Here is a 16,871-nt window from a genome sequence, read left to right on the forward strand (position 1 = left end):
TCATCCCTTTAACTATTTATCTTTATTATTGTCTTGGGGTAAGTATTTATCTAAATATTCATCTCTTATTCTCTTGAGCTCAGTCCTAGGCAAAATAGAAAGTAGCTTCCACCCTAAATTTATAGTTTCTTCTATTGTTCTATTAGTTTCAAAGCCTTGTGATACATATTCTTTTTCAAAGGCATCCCCAAACTTAGCATACAGCTTATCTGTATCTGATAAGGCAGATTCACCCAAAATTACAGCCAATTCCTTCGCTTGTTTACCCTGTGCATACCCTGCAAATAACTGGTTCATAGTATCTGCATGATCCTCTCTTGTTTTATCATTTCCAATACCTTTATCCTTTAATCTTGAAAGAGAAGGTAAAACATCAATTGGAGGCATAATACCTTTTCTATAAAGTTCTCTACTTAATATTATCTGTCCTTCAGTAATATATCCAGTAAGATCCGGAATAGGATGAGTTTTATCATCTTCCGGCATAGTTAGTATTGGTATTTGAGTTATAGATCCCTCTCTTCCTTTTATTCTCCCTGCCCTTTCATATATAGTAGATAAATCAGTATATAAATATCCTGGATATCCACGTCTTCCAGGAACTTCTTTTCGTGCAGCTGATATCTCACGTAAAGCCTCACAGTAGTTAGTTAAATCTGTAAGAATTACAAGTACATGCATACCTTTAGTAAAAGCTAAATATTCTGCTGTAGTAAGTGCCATTCTTGGTGTAGCTATTCTTTCAATGGCAGGATCATTTGCTAAATTTACAAATAAAACTGATCTATCAATAGCCCCTGTCTTTGTAAAATCATCTATAAAAAATTGTGCTTCCTCAAATGTTATTCCAATAGCTGCAAACACAACAGCAAATTTAGAATCTGAATTTAAAACTTTCGCTTGTCTTGCTATTTGAGCAGCAAGTTGAGCATGTGGTAATCCAGACCCTGAAAATACAGGTAGTTTTTGTCCTCTAACTAAAGTATTTAAGCCATCTATAGCTGAAATTCCCGTTTGAATAAACTCTGATGGATAATTTCTTGCCACAGGGTTAATTGGGATTCCATTTATATCAAGACGTTTATCTGGAATAATTTTAGGTCCATCATCTTTAGGTCTTCCCAAACCATCAAAGACTCTTCCAAGCATATCTTCTGATACTGCTATTTCAAGAGGTTTTCCCAAAAATTTAACTTTACTTCCTTTCAAATTAATTCCAGATGATCCCTCAAAAAGTTGCACTAATGCCTTATCCTCATTTATTTCAAGTACTCTACCTCTTCTAATTTCACCAGTTTGTATCTGAATTTCAACTAGCTCATCAAATTTTACATTTTCAACACCTTCTACAAGCATCAAAGGGCCAACTACTTCTTTTACTGTTCTATATTCTTTAAGCACCTATAATTCCCCCTTTGCTAATTAGATCATCCATTTCATCTGTAAGATTACTCCATATATCATCTATATCATTCATATTTGATTCATCTATATACTTAGACCTAGCTATCTTATCTCTAATTTCTAATGATAAAATATCTTTTAGATACACTCCTGCTTTTAACGCTTTCTCTGCCTCTTCTCCGAATTTTAATACAAGTTTTAACATCTTATATTGTTTAATTAATGAAGCATAAGTATCTACATCATTGAAAGCATTCTGTTGTAAATAGTCCTCTCTTAAAGATTTAGCAACCTCAAGTTTCAATCTATCGGATTCTGATAGAGCATCTATACCTACAAGTCTAACTATTTCCTCTAAATTTGCTTCTTCCTGTAAAAGAGCCATAGCTTTAATCCTAAGTTCTGTCCAATCCTCAGAAACATTTTCATCCATCCATTTTCCTATTCTATCTACATATAATGAATAAGAATTTAACCAATTTATGGAAGGAAAGTGTCTTTTATATGCAAGTTGAGAATCTAGTCCCCAAAAAACTTTTACTATTCTTAAAGTCGCCTGAGTTACAGGTTCAGATAAATCACCTCCTGGAGGTGATACTGCCCCTATAGCTGTAAGAGCCCCTTCTCTTTCATCATCGCCTAAACATACTACTTTTCCAGCTCTTTCGTAGAAATCTGCAAGTCTAGATCCAAGATAAGCAGGATATCCTTCCTCTCCAGGCATTTCTTCAAGTCTTCCTGACATTTCTCTTAAAGCCTCTGCCCATCTTGAGGTAGAATCAGCCATTAATGCTACAGAGTAACCCATATCTCTAAAATACTCTGCGATAGTTATACCCGTGTATATAGATGCTTCTCTGGCTGCAACAGGCATATTTGAAGTGTTTGCTATAAGCACAGTTCTTTTCATTAAAGGCTCCCCTGTTTTAGGGTCTTTAAGTTCTGGAAATTCATTTAAAACATCTGTCATTTCATTTCCACGTTCACCACAACCTATGTAAACTACTATTTGAGCATCCGCCCATTTAGCAAGCTGATGTTGAACAACTGTTTTCCCACTACCAAAAGGGCCCGGTACACATGCAGTCCCCCCCTTAGTTACAGGAAAAAATGTATCTATAACCCTCTGTCCTGTAACCATTGGTTCGATTGGATTTAGCTTTCTCTTATAAGGCCTTCCTCTTCTAACTGGCCATTTTTGCATAAGAGTTAATTTTTCTTTTCCTTTTTCCGTCTCTACTTCTCCTATTACATCTAATACAGTATAATCACCCTCTTGCAAAGAAAGTAATTTCCCTTTTATTCCATAAGGAATCATTATCTTTTGTTCTATAATAGAAGTTTCCTTTACCACTCCTATTACATCCCCCGGATTTACTTCTTCTCCTATTTGTAATGTAGGAGTAAAATGCCATTTTCTATTTCTATCTAAAGAAGGAACATCTATTCCCCTGGTTATAAAATCTCCAGCCTCTTTCTCTATTGCATCTAATGGTCTTTGTATTCCATCAAACATAGACTCTATAAGTCCTGGGCCAAGTTCTACACTAAGAGGTGCTCCTGTGGAAATTACTGGTGCACCTGGGCCAAGCCCTGATGTTTCTTCATAAACTTGGATAGAAGCTTTATCCTCTCTCATCTCTATAATTTCTCCTATAAGACGCTGTTCTCCAACTCTTACAACATCAAATAGATTAGCTTCATCCATACTTTCAGCTATTACCAAAGGTCCCGAAACCTTAACAACTCTACCAGTCTTCAAGTCCACCTACCTACCTTCCTATAAAATATTCACTCCAACTGCTTTTTCTACATTATCACTAATCTTTTTCATTCCAATATTAAGTGAGCCCTGATTATTTGGAATGAGTATAATTGCAGGAAGCATTTCTCTACTATACCTTTCGATTGTTTCCTGTATATCTTTTGCTATCTGTTCTGTTACAAATATAACTCCATAATTATTTGCTGCCATTTTATCTACTATTTTCCTTCCATCTTCTTCATTTAAGACTGGAAACACATCTATTCCTATTGCTTTAAATGCTAAGATTGAATCCTTATCACCTACTACTCCTATTTTATACATAGACATCACGCAGCCTTTCCCTAATTATTTGTGGGTCTATATTATTTAATTTGCCAACCATAATTATTCTTATTATTTTTATTTCAGTTTCTTTAGCAAATATATACCCTATTAAAGGCTCAACTCCAAAACTAATATATTTTCCTTTTTTTACTTTATCCATAATATAATCTTCTGAAAGTTTTTCAAAATAACTTATATTTCCTGTCTTATTATATTCATCAAAACCCATTTTTACAATTTTTTCATATGGGGTATAGGATAGTTTATTACTTATGTTATCGATTGATTCTAATTGATAATTTAAAAATTCCTTTATATCTATACTTCCACCGTCTATTAATACATCTTCTAAAAATTTTCTAGACTTATTTTGCTTTTTAACCCTTAATAAAGTTTTAATGTTGGTTAAATCTATACTACTTTTAAAATACTCCCTTAAAAACTCTTCATCTATTATATTAGATTTATATATCATCTCTTTATACATAAAAGCATCTACTATAATATCTATTTTTTGAGGATCCTTTTCCTCTTCATACATCTTATTAGCCTCTTTAATAGATTCAAACATAAACTCATTTAATTCCTTATAATTATCTTCCTTAAACATTTTCTTAAGATTATTAATATCTATGGTCCCTACAGGTATCATTAAATACGATAAATCTTTATTAAGCTTTTCATCCTTTAGTAAAACCTTAATGTTATGATAATCATATCTAACCGCCATAATATCTATTAATGATTTTTCAGGACTTATACTATACATTAATTTATATAATCTTTTTAATTCATCACCTAATAAAATCTCATAATCCTCTGCTCTTTTAATATTAGACATGTAATTAGAGTATTCAGTTTCTCCAAGAATTTTTAATGCTTCCTCTGCTGAAGAACTATCAATCATCCTTTCAATCTTAGATCTATCAAGGAGTTTAGTTTCAAGTACCCTAAGTCTAGAAATAGCATGGGTAAACTGCAAATGATCCATATAACTAACCTCCTAACTGAATATACAATTTATTATATTTTGTTCTAAATCATCCTTTAGAGAACCCAGCAAGGCTTCAAAGGTGTTATTAATCTCTATACCATCTTTATACAATATAAATCCACCTTCAAACTCTCTTCTGTCTTCGCTAATTACTAAGTTCCCTTTTTTACCCTTATTAATTAATTTATAATTTATACTATTAAGTATATCTTCATTTATTATTTTCTCTTTATTTGATAAAATAACTTCTTCGTCCCCATTAATATTCATTGACAAAATACTATTTTCTATAAAAGCTATATATTCATCCTTTGGTAATGTAGACAACTTATCTAAAGCAGTAACATATACTTTATCAATTATCTGTTGTTTTACCTGAAGCTTTCTATTTCTTACATATAAATGAGCATTAGATATTATTCTTTCCTTTTTATATTGGGCCTCTATATGTGATTTTTCTATTGCTACGTCCTTTTTTAAATTGCCCTCTTTTATTTTCTCATTTATTATTTTCTTTTCTTCATCTCTCGCTTCCTGTAATATTGTTTTCTTTTTATTTTCAGCGTCATTTATAATTTTTGCTGTCAATTTATCTAAGTTAGTCATAATTTTCACTCCCTCACTCAATACTTGCTTTAGGGACTATCGTAACATCAATACTGACATAACAAATCCTAAAAGTGCGTAAGTTTCTACCATTACTGTTAAAACTATACCCTTTGTATTGTGTTCAGGTTTTTTAGCAAGAATAGCTATTGCTGAGGCTGCAGTTTTGGCCTGAACTATAGCTGATTTCCATCCAACAAAAGCAACTGGTAAACATGCAAGGAATATACTAAATCCTGTTCCTATATCTAATCCAGTTTTAATATTTCCAAGTGCCATAAAAGCTATAACGAATCCATATAATCCCTGAGTGCCTGGAAGTAGTTCTAATATAAGAGCTTTACCAAACTTTTCAGGTTCTTCTGTTAACAAACCAGACGCTGCCTCTCCAACCATACCTACGCCCCTTGCTGATCCAACTCCTGGCAATATAGTTGCCAATACAACTCCTAAAGCTGCAAAAATAAGTCCCCCATTTTCTAAAAAGAAACTAAAAAAAGTATTCATTCTAAAATTCCTCCCTATTCTGTCTTTATTTTTATAAATTTATTTGTATATTTAAAAGGAGTAAATGGTTTCCCTCCCCCTTCATAAAACTTACCAAAATACTCTACATACTGTAATCTACAAGTGTGAACATATGCTCCTAAGGCATTTATAAATAAATTAAATACGTGACCTATTATAAAAATTAGTGGTCCAAATATCCAAGCTTTAACTCCATTCCCTAAAAAACTTATTATTAAATTTAAAGCTCCACCTATAAAACCGGTAGCAAGACCTAACGCCATAAGTCTTGAATAGGATACTAAATCTCCTATATAGCCAGTAATTCCATATAATCCATATAATCCTGATCCAAGTTTTGCTCCAATTCCTTTGTTACTTCTTCCTTGAGTTAGCACAAGTCCTATCATTCCAGCAAACATGATATATTTTATTATACTTAAATTTTCCTTTATAGTAGCTATATTCCCAAAACTACCTGCTAAATATAAAATTACAGTTGTTAAAGTTATATACCAAAGCCCTACATCAAAAAAGGCATCTGCATATTTCCCTTCTCTTGCAAGTAAATACGCTTTTATTCCAAGACCAACATATATATGAATTAATCCAAATCCCATAGACACAATTAATATAAGATTTGCATTCTCTTCAGGTTTAATCCATACAGGCGGTATGTTAATAGCTCCTGTAAAATAACTTCCATACATAATACCCCAAAACATTGTAGGAATGCTTAAATAAAAAAATAATTTCACCATATTTTTGCTTTCTTTTTCAAGAGGTATAAATTTTAATACCATTAAAGTAGCAATAAACATGACTAATCCATATCCAGCATCTGAAAGCATCATTCCAAAAAACAAGAGATAAAATGGTACTAATAATGGTGTAGGATCTATTTCATTATATTTTGGCAAACTATACATAGAGGTAATTGATTCAAAAGGCTTTGATAAATTATTATTGTCTAATAGTATAGGCACATCGTCCTTTTCATTAGGTTCATTAAACTGAATACAATAATAATCCTTCGGAACACTTTCAACAACTTTATTTAAGTCATTTTGTTCATCCTCTGGTATCCACCCATTAATAACCACTACTTTCTCAGTCTTTAAAAAGTTTTCAGTTACATTATTTTTAACTATTTCATTTTGGAAATATTCATAAACCTCATTTAAATACTCTAAATATTTTTTATATTCTTTCATTTCTGTTGAAATTTTAACTCTATCTTCTTTTATAATTTTAATCCTTGCTTCAGACTTAGATATTACCTTTAAAGGAGATTCATCATAATTTAAATTAATTTTACTAAAACTATACTTTTTAAGAATATTTTCTGCACTGCTCTTCTTATCCTTATGAAATACTATTAGCAAACTTATATCTTCTCCAGTAGCACTGATTTCTTCTATATAAGACTCTGGTATATCACTGTCAAACTCCTCTCTAAATCTTCCTTTAAAACTTTTACCTATACTCCCCACATAAGCAGTACATGTTTTCATACTCTTTAAGTCTTTTATAGAAACATCTAGTTTTTTCCAAGAAATTAAACTTTCTACATCTGCCTCAAGCCTAGTTATTTCATTTTCAAGAGAATTTAGCTTTTCTTCTTTATGCTTCAGTTCTTTATAAAGTTTTTGCCAAGTGGTATCCTCAGCCAATTTTTTAAGTTCACAATAAGATAAAGATTTTTTTTCTTTAAAAATATCTTTAAAACTTTTATTTAATTCTCCATATTTACTTATGATGCCAATAGCAAATCCTACTTTAGCCTGTTTATTTTCTAAATCGGAAGTAGCCTTCGCATTAGAATCTTTATTTAATAAATTTTTAAATTCCTCATTTTCCTCGAAATTATCCTGGAGATTTATAAATTGAACTTTAGAAAACTTTTGGAGATTTTCTAATAATTCATTCTTTTTGGATTCAAGTACAAGAAGAGAGAATTTTTTCATCTTAACTATTGCCATTATTACTCACTATCCTCTCAATTACTAAATTAACAGCTTTATTAAATTTTTCTTCCGGTATATTTCGTAATTCACTAATGGAATTTTTACCTGATTCTTTTATTGCATCTGCTTCTTTATTACCTTCTTGAACATAGCTATCAAAAATTTCTTTACTATATACTGCAGCTTCTTCAAGTATGCATTTATATTTATTATTAGCATTTATTTTAGCATTCTTAACTATTTCCTTACCTTCAATCATTGCTTCTCTTAACATATTTTCAGATTTTTTTTCAGCTTCTTTAATACTTTTTATAGCTTCCATTGCCAAATTTACCACCTCCTTACAATAAATATTATTACATAATATTTATTTGTTTCTATAATTATACTACTACTTAGATAAGATTATCAAGAAGTAATTAGTATTTTTTTTGTACTTATCTGAAAATTTTTCATATACTTTCTATAATATTGTCAATTATAGAAAGCTTTTGTATCTTTTTATACTATGCCTTTCAAACTTTTAGGCATATTTTTACTATTTTCATTATATAACACGTAAAAATCACCATACTCTAATGTATGTTCATTTGTATATTTTATTATATCTATATTGAACTTTTCCAAATGATAGTTACTAGTAAATTTATCTTCTTTAATAACACCCTTAACTATTTTATCCTTTATTTTCTTTTCTAATTCCTTATTTCTTTCTCTATCTAAAAAGTTAGGAATCCATTTTTTCTTATTGAACATTAAATAATCAAATTTTATAACTTCTTTTAAAATAAAACTATCCTCATTCAAAAATTCCTCATTAAATTCTATAAATATTTTATAATAATCTGCTGATGAAATATTTCTTGCTAAATATCCTTTGTCATAAAAAAACTCTCCTAATCCATAATATAAGTCAAAAGGGCTGTGAAATTTTTTTATAAAATACTCTAATATATTAGTAAATTTACCAGAATTATAATATTTATCAAGAACCATTTCTACCCTTTTTAATTTAACTAACTCATTGTACGTTATATGTGATGTCTTTAGTATTTCATAAGGAGGATATGGTGAATACACAATGTCCCATTTTTTAGACTCCTGTCTCATAAGAGATCCCTTTAGCAACTTTAAAAATCCAAGTTGTATTTCCTCAGGGTGTATGGTATAAAGTTCATTAAATGAATTCTTAAAAGAATTAAAATCCTCTCCTGGAAGTCCTGCTATTAAATCTAAGTGTTGTTTTATATTTTTTATCTGAAGTAATTCAGTAATTTTTTCCTTGATATCTTTAAAATTAGCTGTTCTGTTAATATTTTTCAACACAGTATCATTTGTTGTTTGCACCCCTACTTCAAATTGAAATCTTCCTTTAGATGCTTTCTTTAATAAATTTATTTGATCATTTGTTAAAATATCTGCAGATATTTCAAAATGAAAAGTAGTTTCTGTATTTTTCTCTATTAAAAACTTCCAAATGTCATATGCAAATGTAGGATTACAATTAAAAGTTCTATCAATAAATTTTACCAGTTTAACCTTTTTATCTATAAAGAACTTTAGTTCCTTTTTTACTCTCTCTAAATTCAAAAATCTTACTCCATGGGTGGTGGAAGATAAGCAATATTTGCAATTAAATGGGCATCCCCTAGAAGCTTCATAATAAACTATTTTATTATCTAGATTGTCGTCTTCTTTATAGGGAAACTTTATATTATTTATATCCATTAATTTTCTGATTCCATTATATTTTACTATTTCGTTATCTAGATAGTATAATCCCTTTATTTGACTTATACTTATATTTTTTTTTATTTTGCATTCGATAAATTCTCTATAACTCTCTTCTCCTTCCCCCTCTAAAATATAATCACAAATTTTAGGCTTCATATATGATACCGCATCATAGGAAACCTCTGGACCTCCTAAAAATATTTTTATATTACTATCTATCAGCTTAATTAATCTTGAAATTTGTATTACATAATCTATATTCCATATATAACATGAAAATCCGATTATATTAGGTTTTTCACTTATAAGTTCCTCTACTATTCTTTCTATTCTATCATTTATAGTAAATTCTTTCATAATACATTGGTAACTTAAATCCTCTGTATATGCTTTTAAATATCTTATAGCTAAATTACTATGAATAAACTTTGAATTTACTGCCGTTAATACTACTTTCATGCTATTCTTCCTTTCGATTTAAAGTTCTATTTTTTTCTTTTTAGCCTTTATATAATATACACCATCATTTTCTTTCATATCTTCTATGATAAAATAATCCTTAAGTATATTACATGTTGAATTTTTAGAATTATCCTTTAATATATTAATATCCCTTAAATACATTTCTCTTATTTTTTTATGGGGCAAATTTATTTTTATATTGTAATCTACAATTTTTCTATATCCTTTATCAATATCCCATATATATATATATCCATCTTCATTTAGATAATTAAAAATGTTATATATTAATTTTTTTTTACTTAGTTTCAACCAAATACTACTTAAAGTAAAAAACAGCATACAATTATCATAAAACCCCTTTGCTATCTTTTCCTCCTCACCTTTATCAGATATATATTCAACCTCTATATCTTTATTAAAATTTTTTAATATATTATAAATAACTCCTGTATTATTTATTCCTATATCTAATGTATTGCCTCTAAATTCTTCATTTTCCAAATTAAGCAGCAACTCTTTCTTCAAGTATCCTTCCCCTCCTTTACCAATACATTATATATTTAAGTTCTTCAAAAAACAAAAAAATCCTCTGCATTAGAGGATTTAAAATTTAAATATGGTAGTTATCAATTTAATTTACTTTTCATATTTCTATAGTAATCAATCATAAAACCTGCGGTGGTCCTCTGTGCCTCCTTTAATATTTTAGAAGCTACAATATTATATCTTTCCTCTTTATCTAATATACTTACACTATTAAGATAAGTATTATTTGCAAAAAAAGCATTATTAGCTATATAATCCTCTAGATTTTTATATCTAACTACTCCTTTTATTTCCATAAAAGAAAAATCATTCAAAAGTTTACTTATTATCCATAGTTCAAATTTTCTATGACTTTTTAACAATTTATTGTTTACATGTTGTGGCACTGTAGCATCTTGTAATAAATGACATGATGCACCAAAATAGAACATGGCTTTTTCAACGTTTCCACTATTCATATATTCTAAAGATCTATTATAATACTTTTTACACTCAATAAGGGCATTTGAAAATCCAAACAAACCTCTTCCCTTACTAAAATGATAAAAATGATTAGAACTTTTAAAATCCTGATCCGCCCAAGATACCCCATCATTTATATAACATATATAATTCTTAAAAAAATTATATTCTTCTTCATATCCATCATTTTTTAAAATTTCTAATGCTTGAATAGAAATAAATTTATGCACAGTGCAATAGGTTTTTAAAAATTTCTTTTTTAAAGGATTAACCGCATGGAATATTCCCTTAAGTGCGCTGCCATATGTTTTTTCTAATTTTTCTTTCATTTAAGCCATATCTCCTTTAAATTAATATTTAATACCATATACTTAATCTAACCTTTCCCCTTTTATATTATTATAAAATTATTAAGTATTATAACCTACATTGCATTTATAGTTAATTCTATATGTTCTTTCTCAACATTTGATAAAACAATAAATATTTCCTTTATTTTATCATCGCATATATCATTATAATATTTTTCATAATACTTTACTGCATGCCTTTCCCTTTCATTAGCCATCTCAACAAACGATATATCCTTTTTATACTTTCTATAGTCCATATCCTTTAACTTTGGCAAATATTTTTCTCCTATTAAATTTTTATGTATTTTAGCATGCATTAATTCTACACTAGATAATTGATAAAACATTTCTTTAAGCTCCATACTACTTACTAAATTTGAAGCCTTTTTGTAAAAATCTCCATTAAAAACTTCTAACTTCATTGCATGATCTAATATTAACTTTGTTTTTTCATCTAAGTAAATATTCCCCTTATTTAAGATACCCATATAATCTTCCTTTATATTATATATATATTTACTATTTACTCCGCAAAACGGACATTGTATTATACTATCTTTAGAATTTTTATGAATAAATGTTTTTTCATTATAATTATAATTATTATCATTTATTATTATTTTGCATATTTTACAAATATATTTATCCATATACATACCTCCAAACTATATTATTTATATATTTTATAATAAATATTAAATTGTTACTAGTAATTTTACATGAAAGTTTTTAACACTTTATAACATATTCCTTTAAAATTATTTTGTAAGCTTAGGAACACTAATAATTTTTGAAATATTTTTAGATTTGGTATTTACTTTATAAAAAAGAAAGAAAAGATTTCTCAGTTAAAATATTTAATACTATAACAAATTCATTGACTTTTATAATTATGAAAGTTATGTATATATATCCAATAAGAGTTTTGGCTCTTATCACAGATACTACAGGAACTTTTGGATATGAATTAATAGAAAGACTACTTGTTTTTATAATAGGTTCCATAGGAGTTTTAGTTTTTCATAACTTCGCAGTTTATTTATTAGCTATAAAAGCTTTCTTAAAAAAAATTGTGCAAAAATATATATATCAGAATCTGTAGCCTTGTCCATAGGGCAGCTAAACCGTCTAATATAGAAACCTATAAAAATAACTTTGGTGTTTCAAAAAAATCTGCCTTTTGTTCTCCCTCTAGTCGCTACTATAAACATGCAACTAATGCAATATATTATGCATTAGTTGCATGTTTTTTCTAAAATGTTTGGAATTGAATTGGGACTATCTTAATATTTATCTATAATTTTTGCTACAATCATTAGTTCCATAGGTCAGGCTGGAGTTCCTAGTCTAACTTTACTTGTAATATCCACATTAATAACAGCTAAGATTTCTGTAGTTGGTCTTCCAATATTATTTGGTGCAGATAAATTATTTGATATGCTTAAAACTGCTATAAATGTACCAAGCACTGCTTCTTGCGCTATTGTTTTAGACAACCTTAATTAAAAATATACTTCTAAAGACTTTTCAATATTCATACAGAGAGAAGTCTTTTTGTAATATTAAATTTAATTTCCGAATAAATATTAATGTTAATAATTTTTAGGAGTTATTTTTTAATGAAAAAAGATACCTTTTTTAGGGATTCATTTATGCTTATATTATCTAATTCCATTACTGGTATTTTAGGATTTATTTTTTCAATAATACTTTCACATAAATTAGGGGCTGAAGGCATGGGATTATATGGATTAATTATGCCTATATACAATCTATTTATATGTTTAATTTCAGGTGGCATGATTACAGCCATGTCTAAAGTATCTGCTGTATATTTTCAAAAAAGAGACATAAAAAATCTAAACAATGCTATACATATATCCATAATATTTGATATAGTATGGTCTATAATTATAGTGACTATTGTTTTTCTCAATGCAAGTTTTTTCAGCACATATATTATAAAAGATTCAAGATCATTAAACTCTTTAAAAGTAATATGTCCTGCTATGATTTTTATTGCTATTTCTTCTATATTAAAAGGATATTTTTATGGAATATCAAAAGTAAAAATTCCGGCTTTTATAGATATATTTGAAAAGTCTTTAAGAATTCTTATAATAATATCCGTAACTACCTATTTTTCTTTTAATAAAATAAGTGATACTGTAACTTGCGCATATATGGCATTAACCATCGGAGAATTTATAAGCACTTTTCTTTTATATATATTTTATAGAGTTTACAAAAATAAATTTAAAGATAATATATACTCCACAGAGGGTAGAGCTCAATTATTATTTAACGTTCTTATAGTGTCACTACCATTATGCTTAAATGGATTTTTATCTACCGCTTTATCTGCTACTTCAACTTTAATTGTACCTAGAAGATTAATTGCATGTGGTATAGAATATGGAGCAGCTTTATCCATGCTAGGTAAATTTACAGGTATGAGTCTTAATATAATTTTTTTCCCTATTTTAGTAATTAATTCTATATCCACTATACTAATCCCTGACTTATCACAAACTATAAATAGCAAAGATTATTGGGCAATGGAGCAAAGAGTGAAACAAGTTCTTAGAATAAGTCTTTTACTAGGTCTATCCACAACAATTATATGTTTAACTATTCCAGACAATCTAGGAGTATTATTCTATAATAGAACAGATCTATCAGGATATATTGCCTTTGCCTCTATAGCGTGCCCTATATTCTATATGTCTGCCTCTACATATGGAATACTAAATGGATTAGGTAAGCAAGGAGTTCTCCTTAGAAACTCTCTTATTGTTTCCTTAGAAGAATTAATTTTACTTTATGTCTTAGTTGGAATTCCATATATAAACATCTATGGATATGGTATAAGTTTAATACTAACTTCTATAACAACTTTAATACTTAATATTCATGAAATAAATAAATATTGCTATATAAGCATAAACAAAAACAACTTTACTATAGTAATTTTAAATACCATACTTATATATCTTGTTTTAAATATTTGTAAAAACTTGATACCTGAAAATATATTTAAATTAAAAACTTTGTTAATACTATTAATAGGTTTTTCATTAATATTTATATCTAATTCTATAATAAAGAAAAGTGAACAATAGCTTGTTCACTTTTTATTTTAATTTATTTACAATAAACTTAGGTATAAACCTAATTATTTTAGATGGGATAACATTAAAATCATCTCTAGTTATCCCCCCTAATACCACAAGACTTAAAAGATATGTATACATACCAATTATTATACTAACAATGCAAGCTACTAAATTTGAAAGATAATTTCCTGATACAATTCTTAATAAAGAATTCAATATTCCATATGCAATAAATACAGTAATATTCATAGTTACTGAAGCTAAAATAGGTTTAATTGAAGATGCTAAAAATTTAAATTTAACTCCTAGAGTTCTTCTTAAAGTTCTATGATTAAGAATTATTGGTATTGTATAACCTATTATAGTACCATAAATAGCTCCCATTATATTTATTTCCGGTACAGATATTAAGAAATAGTTAACTAATATTTTAAATACAATACCTATTATGGAATAAACAGTAGCAGTATATAATCTACCTATGCTCTGTAATATGGCTGTTTGGATTTGCATAACTGACATAAGTACAAGTACTATAGCTCCTGTACTCATAAGATATGCCCCATCTCCAAATTTAAGCAAAGAATATACAGGATCACTTAATATAGCCAAGCCAAAAGCAGAAGGGATAGCTATTAGAAAACATAATCTAAAAGCATATCTCACTTTATTCTTTATCTGTTTTCTATCATTAATTGCAACTGCACTTGATATTGCAGGTAAAATAGCAGTAGCTAATGAGGTTATTATAGCGATGGGAACATTAATAAGTTGTTGGTATTTTAAAAGTTGTCCATATAGTATGTTTGCCTCATTTTCAGCTATTCCTCCTACAATGAGTCTTGCTTTAGTGTTTCCTACATCTATAAGATTTCCAGCATAAGTCATTCCCACACATATAGTTATTGGTAAGCCATAATCAATAATTTTTTTTAATATTTGTTTTGAAGTATACCGTTTAGTGGAAACTTCGCCATAACCCTTTGGCACCCGTATCCTTTTGTTCTTTTCATAAAAAAATATTAAATAGCTTGCAGAAAAAAATGCTCCTAAAGAAGTTCCTATAGTTCCCCCTGCACATCCTGCCTCCATTCCATATCTCATAAGCAACGCAGCAAAAGCCAATGTAAATATAGTATTTATTACTTGTTCTATTACTTGAGAAATTGCAGTTGGAGCCATGTTACCCCACCCTTGAAAATATCCCCTATATGCAGAAGCAATAGAAGTAAATAATATAGCTGGTGCTAAAGCCAATATAGCTAAATAAGATTGTTTAAATTTTATAGCACTAGATAACGGCCTTGCAAAAATAATCATAAAAAGACTCATAACTATTCCTAAAATTAAAAGAATAAATCTTGCCATTTTAAAACTTCTTATAGCATCTTTATAATTTTTAACTGCAGTTAGTTCAGACACAAGTTTAGATATGGCTATAGGTATACCTGAATTAGTTAAAACATAAATAAATACATATACACTATTTGCTGCTCCATATATTCCATATCCCTCTTGAGTTATAATATGCTGTAAAAACGGTATATATAGCAATGACAATACCTTAACTATCATACCCGCTGCAGATAATATAGCAAAGCCTTTAGTAGTAGATTGTTCTTTCATGTTAAAACTCTCCATTCTTTTAGCATAAAAAATTAAAACTTAAATACATCATTTTTAATTTTCTTCAAAACAGGAGGTAAAGTTTCCGCTATAGTCTTATTTTCAAGATATTTAAATTTATCAGGGCAATTTCTAAAAATTAGCTTATATGCGTATAAATACTGATATGCCATACCATATTTATTATAAAAGAAACTATTAAGCTTACTTTCCCCATATTTTAGGTCCCCAATTATTGGATGCCCTAATGTACTTAAATGAGCTCTTAATTGATGACTTCTTCCCGTTAACAATTCTATCTCCAGTAAAGAATAGCTTCCACAGGTTTCTAAAGTTCTAACATCCATAGAAATTTTTTTACTATTAGATACAGGTTTTTCAAATACTTTAGATAAATTAGACTCCCTATCCTTTACTATGTAGCCTTCATACAGTTTATCAGCTAATTTTCCAACTACTAAAGCCTGATAATATTTTTTTATTTTCCTTTCCCTAATCATTTCATTAAGTAGTTTTAATGCTTCGTAATTTTTTCCAAATATTACTATGCCAGGAGTATTCCTATCAAGCCTATTACATGGGGCTGGAGTAAATGTAATTTCTTTTTCTGGTAAATAATCTCCCTTATCGTATAGATATGATAAAACATAATCTGTTAAAGTTGCCTCTTTGTTTTTACTATCCGAATGTACTAAAATACCAGGCCACTTCTCTACTAAAACCATGTTTTCATCTTCATAAGTTATCTTTAATTTATCATTATCATCAATTCTGTTGAATTTTACTCTGTTTTTATTTTCAGTAGATATTTCCCTAGTTTCTATAATATCCCCTAAAGTTAATGAATATTTTTCTTTAGATTTTTTACCATTAACCTTTACATCACCCTTACGTATACTTCTATATATAGCACTCAAAGGAACATCCTTCATCCATTTCCTTAAAAATTTATCTAATCTTTGTCCCGCTTCATTTGGTCCTATCTCAATTCTCATTCCA

17 protein-coding genes are annotated in these 16,871 nt (G+C 28.5%); 3 read left to right on the forward strand and 14 right to left on the reverse strand.

Annotated elements, in window-relative coordinates; genetic code table 11:
• Positions 1 to 12: 12 nt before the first annotated feature.
• From EJL03_RS09940 to EJL03_RS09995, 12 genes are all read right to left on the reverse strand, one after another.
• Positions 13 to 1,401, reverse strand: a complete 1,389-nt coding sequence (locus EJL03_RS09940) for a V-type ATP synthase subunit B (protein ID WP_125153825.1) — start codon at positions 1,399 to 1,401, stop codon at positions 13 to 15.
• The gene (locus EJL03_RS09945) at positions 1,394 to 3,166 is read right to left on the reverse strand and encodes a V-type ATP synthase subunit A (protein WP_164509064.1); all 1,773 of its coding nucleotides are present in this window, start codon (positions 3,164 to 3,166) and stop codon (positions 1,394 to 1,396) included. Before EJL03_RS09945 ends, EJL03_RS09940 begins: the two co-directional genes overlap by 8 nt.
• An 18-nt stretch (positions 3,167 to 3,184) precedes the next feature.
• Entirely contained in the window at positions 3,185 to 3,499 is a 315-nt protein-coding gene (locus tag EJL03_RS09950; RefSeq protein ID WP_206427359.1) for a V-type ATP synthase subunit F, read from the reverse strand.
• Positions 3,486 to 4,487 carry a V-type ATP synthase subunit C gene (locus EJL03_RS09955; RefSeq protein WP_125153828.1) on the reverse strand — a complete coding sequence of 334 codons (1,002 nt, stop codon included), beginning with the start codon at positions 4,485 to 4,487 and terminating at the stop codon, positions 3,486 to 3,488. Before EJL03_RS09955 ends, EJL03_RS09950 begins: the two co-directional genes overlap by 14 nt.
• 12 nt (positions 4,488 to 4,499) lie before the next feature.
• Positions 4,500 to 5,096, reverse strand: coding sequence for a V-type ATP synthase subunit E (locus EJL03_RS09960; RefSeq protein WP_125153829.1), 597 nt, complete (start codon positions 5,094 to 5,096; stop codon positions 4,500 to 4,502).
• 36 nt (positions 5,097 to 5,132) lie between these two features.
• The gene (locus EJL03_RS09965) at positions 5,133 to 5,603 is read right to left on the reverse strand and encodes a V-type ATP synthase subunit K (RefSeq protein WP_125153830.1); all 471 of its coding nucleotides are present in this window, start codon (positions 5,601 to 5,603) and stop codon (positions 5,133 to 5,135) included.
• Positions 5,604 to 5,617: 14 nt separating this feature from the next.
• Positions 5,618 to 7,585: a V-type ATP synthase subunit I gene (locus EJL03_RS09970; protein ID WP_125153831.1), complete on the reverse strand. Its 1,968-nt coding sequence runs from the start codon at positions 7,583 to 7,585 to the stop codon at positions 5,618 to 5,620.
• Complete coding sequence (locus EJL03_RS09975) at positions 7,572 to 7,898, reverse strand: ATPase (protein WP_125153832.1); 327 nt, start codon at positions 7,896 to 7,898, stop codon at positions 7,572 to 7,574. Before EJL03_RS09975 ends, EJL03_RS09970 begins: the two co-directional genes overlap by 14 nt.
• Before the next feature lie 173 nt (positions 7,899 to 8,071).
• Entirely contained in the window at positions 8,072 to 9,763 is a 1,692-nt protein-coding gene (locus tag EJL03_RS09980; protein ID WP_125153833.1) for a B12-binding domain-containing radical SAM protein, read from the reverse strand.
• Positions 9,764 to 9,781: 18 nt separating this feature from the next.
• Positions 9,782 to 10,294, reverse strand: coding sequence for a class I SAM-dependent methyltransferase (locus EJL03_RS09985; protein ID WP_125153834.1), 513 nt, complete (start codon positions 10,292 to 10,294; stop codon positions 9,782 to 9,784).
• Between the two features lie 101 nt (positions 10,295 to 10,395).
• Positions 10,396 to 11,106, reverse strand: coding sequence for a zinc dependent phospholipase C family protein (locus tag EJL03_RS09990; protein ID WP_125153835.1), 711 nt, complete (start codon positions 11,104 to 11,106; stop codon positions 10,396 to 10,398).
• Positions 11,107 to 11,201: 95 nt separating this feature from the next.
• Positions 11,202 to 11,780: a ferritin-like domain-containing protein gene (locus tag EJL03_RS09995; protein ID WP_125153836.1), complete on the reverse strand. Its 579-nt coding sequence runs from the start codon at positions 11,778 to 11,780 to the stop codon at positions 11,202 to 11,204.
• A gap of 155 nt (positions 11,781 to 11,935) precedes the next feature.
• On the opposite strand from EJL03_RS09995, the gene EJL03_RS10000 reads away from it, so the two are divergent.
• From EJL03_RS10000 to spoVB, 3 genes are all read left to right on the forward strand, one after another.
• Positions 11,936 to 12,232, forward strand: coding sequence for a cation:dicarboxylate symporter family transporter (locus EJL03_RS10000; RefSeq protein WP_125153837.1), 297 nt, complete (start codon positions 11,936 to 11,938; stop codon positions 12,230 to 12,232).
• Positions 12,233 to 12,453: 221 nt separating this feature from the next.
• Complete coding sequence (locus EJL03_RS16825; protein ID WP_423243344.1) at positions 12,454 to 12,636, forward strand: cation:dicarboxylate symporter family transporter; 183 nt, start codon at positions 12,454 to 12,456, stop codon at positions 12,634 to 12,636.
• A gap of 113 nt (positions 12,637 to 12,749) precedes the next feature.
• Entirely contained in the window at positions 12,750 to 14,252 is a 1,503-nt protein-coding gene (gene spoVB, locus EJL03_RS10010; RefSeq protein WP_125153838.1) for a stage V sporulation protein B, read from the forward strand.
• Between the two features lie 12 nt (positions 14,253 to 14,264).
• Here spoVB and EJL03_RS10015 read toward each other — a convergent pair whose 3' ends face one another.
• Together EJL03_RS10015 and EJL03_RS10020 are read right to left on the reverse strand one after the other, a co-directional pair.
• The gene (locus EJL03_RS10015) at positions 14,265 to 15,872 is read right to left on the reverse strand and encodes a putative polysaccharide biosynthesis protein (protein WP_125153839.1); all 1,608 of its coding nucleotides are present in this window, start codon (positions 15,870 to 15,872) and stop codon (positions 14,265 to 14,267) included.
• 32 nt (positions 15,873 to 15,904) lie between these two features.
• Positions 15,905 to 16,867, reverse strand: a complete 963-nt coding sequence (locus EJL03_RS10020) for an RluA family pseudouridine synthase (RefSeq protein ID WP_125153840.1) — start codon at positions 16,865 to 16,867, stop codon at positions 15,905 to 15,907.
• Positions 16,868 to 16,871 lie beyond the last annotated feature (4 nt).

The sequence above is a fragment of the Clostridium rectalis genome (genome assembly GCF_900626095.1).
In the GTDB taxonomy this organism is placed as follows: Bacteria; Bacillota; Clostridia; order Clostridiales; family Clostridiaceae; genus Clostridium_AS; species Clostridium_AS rectalis.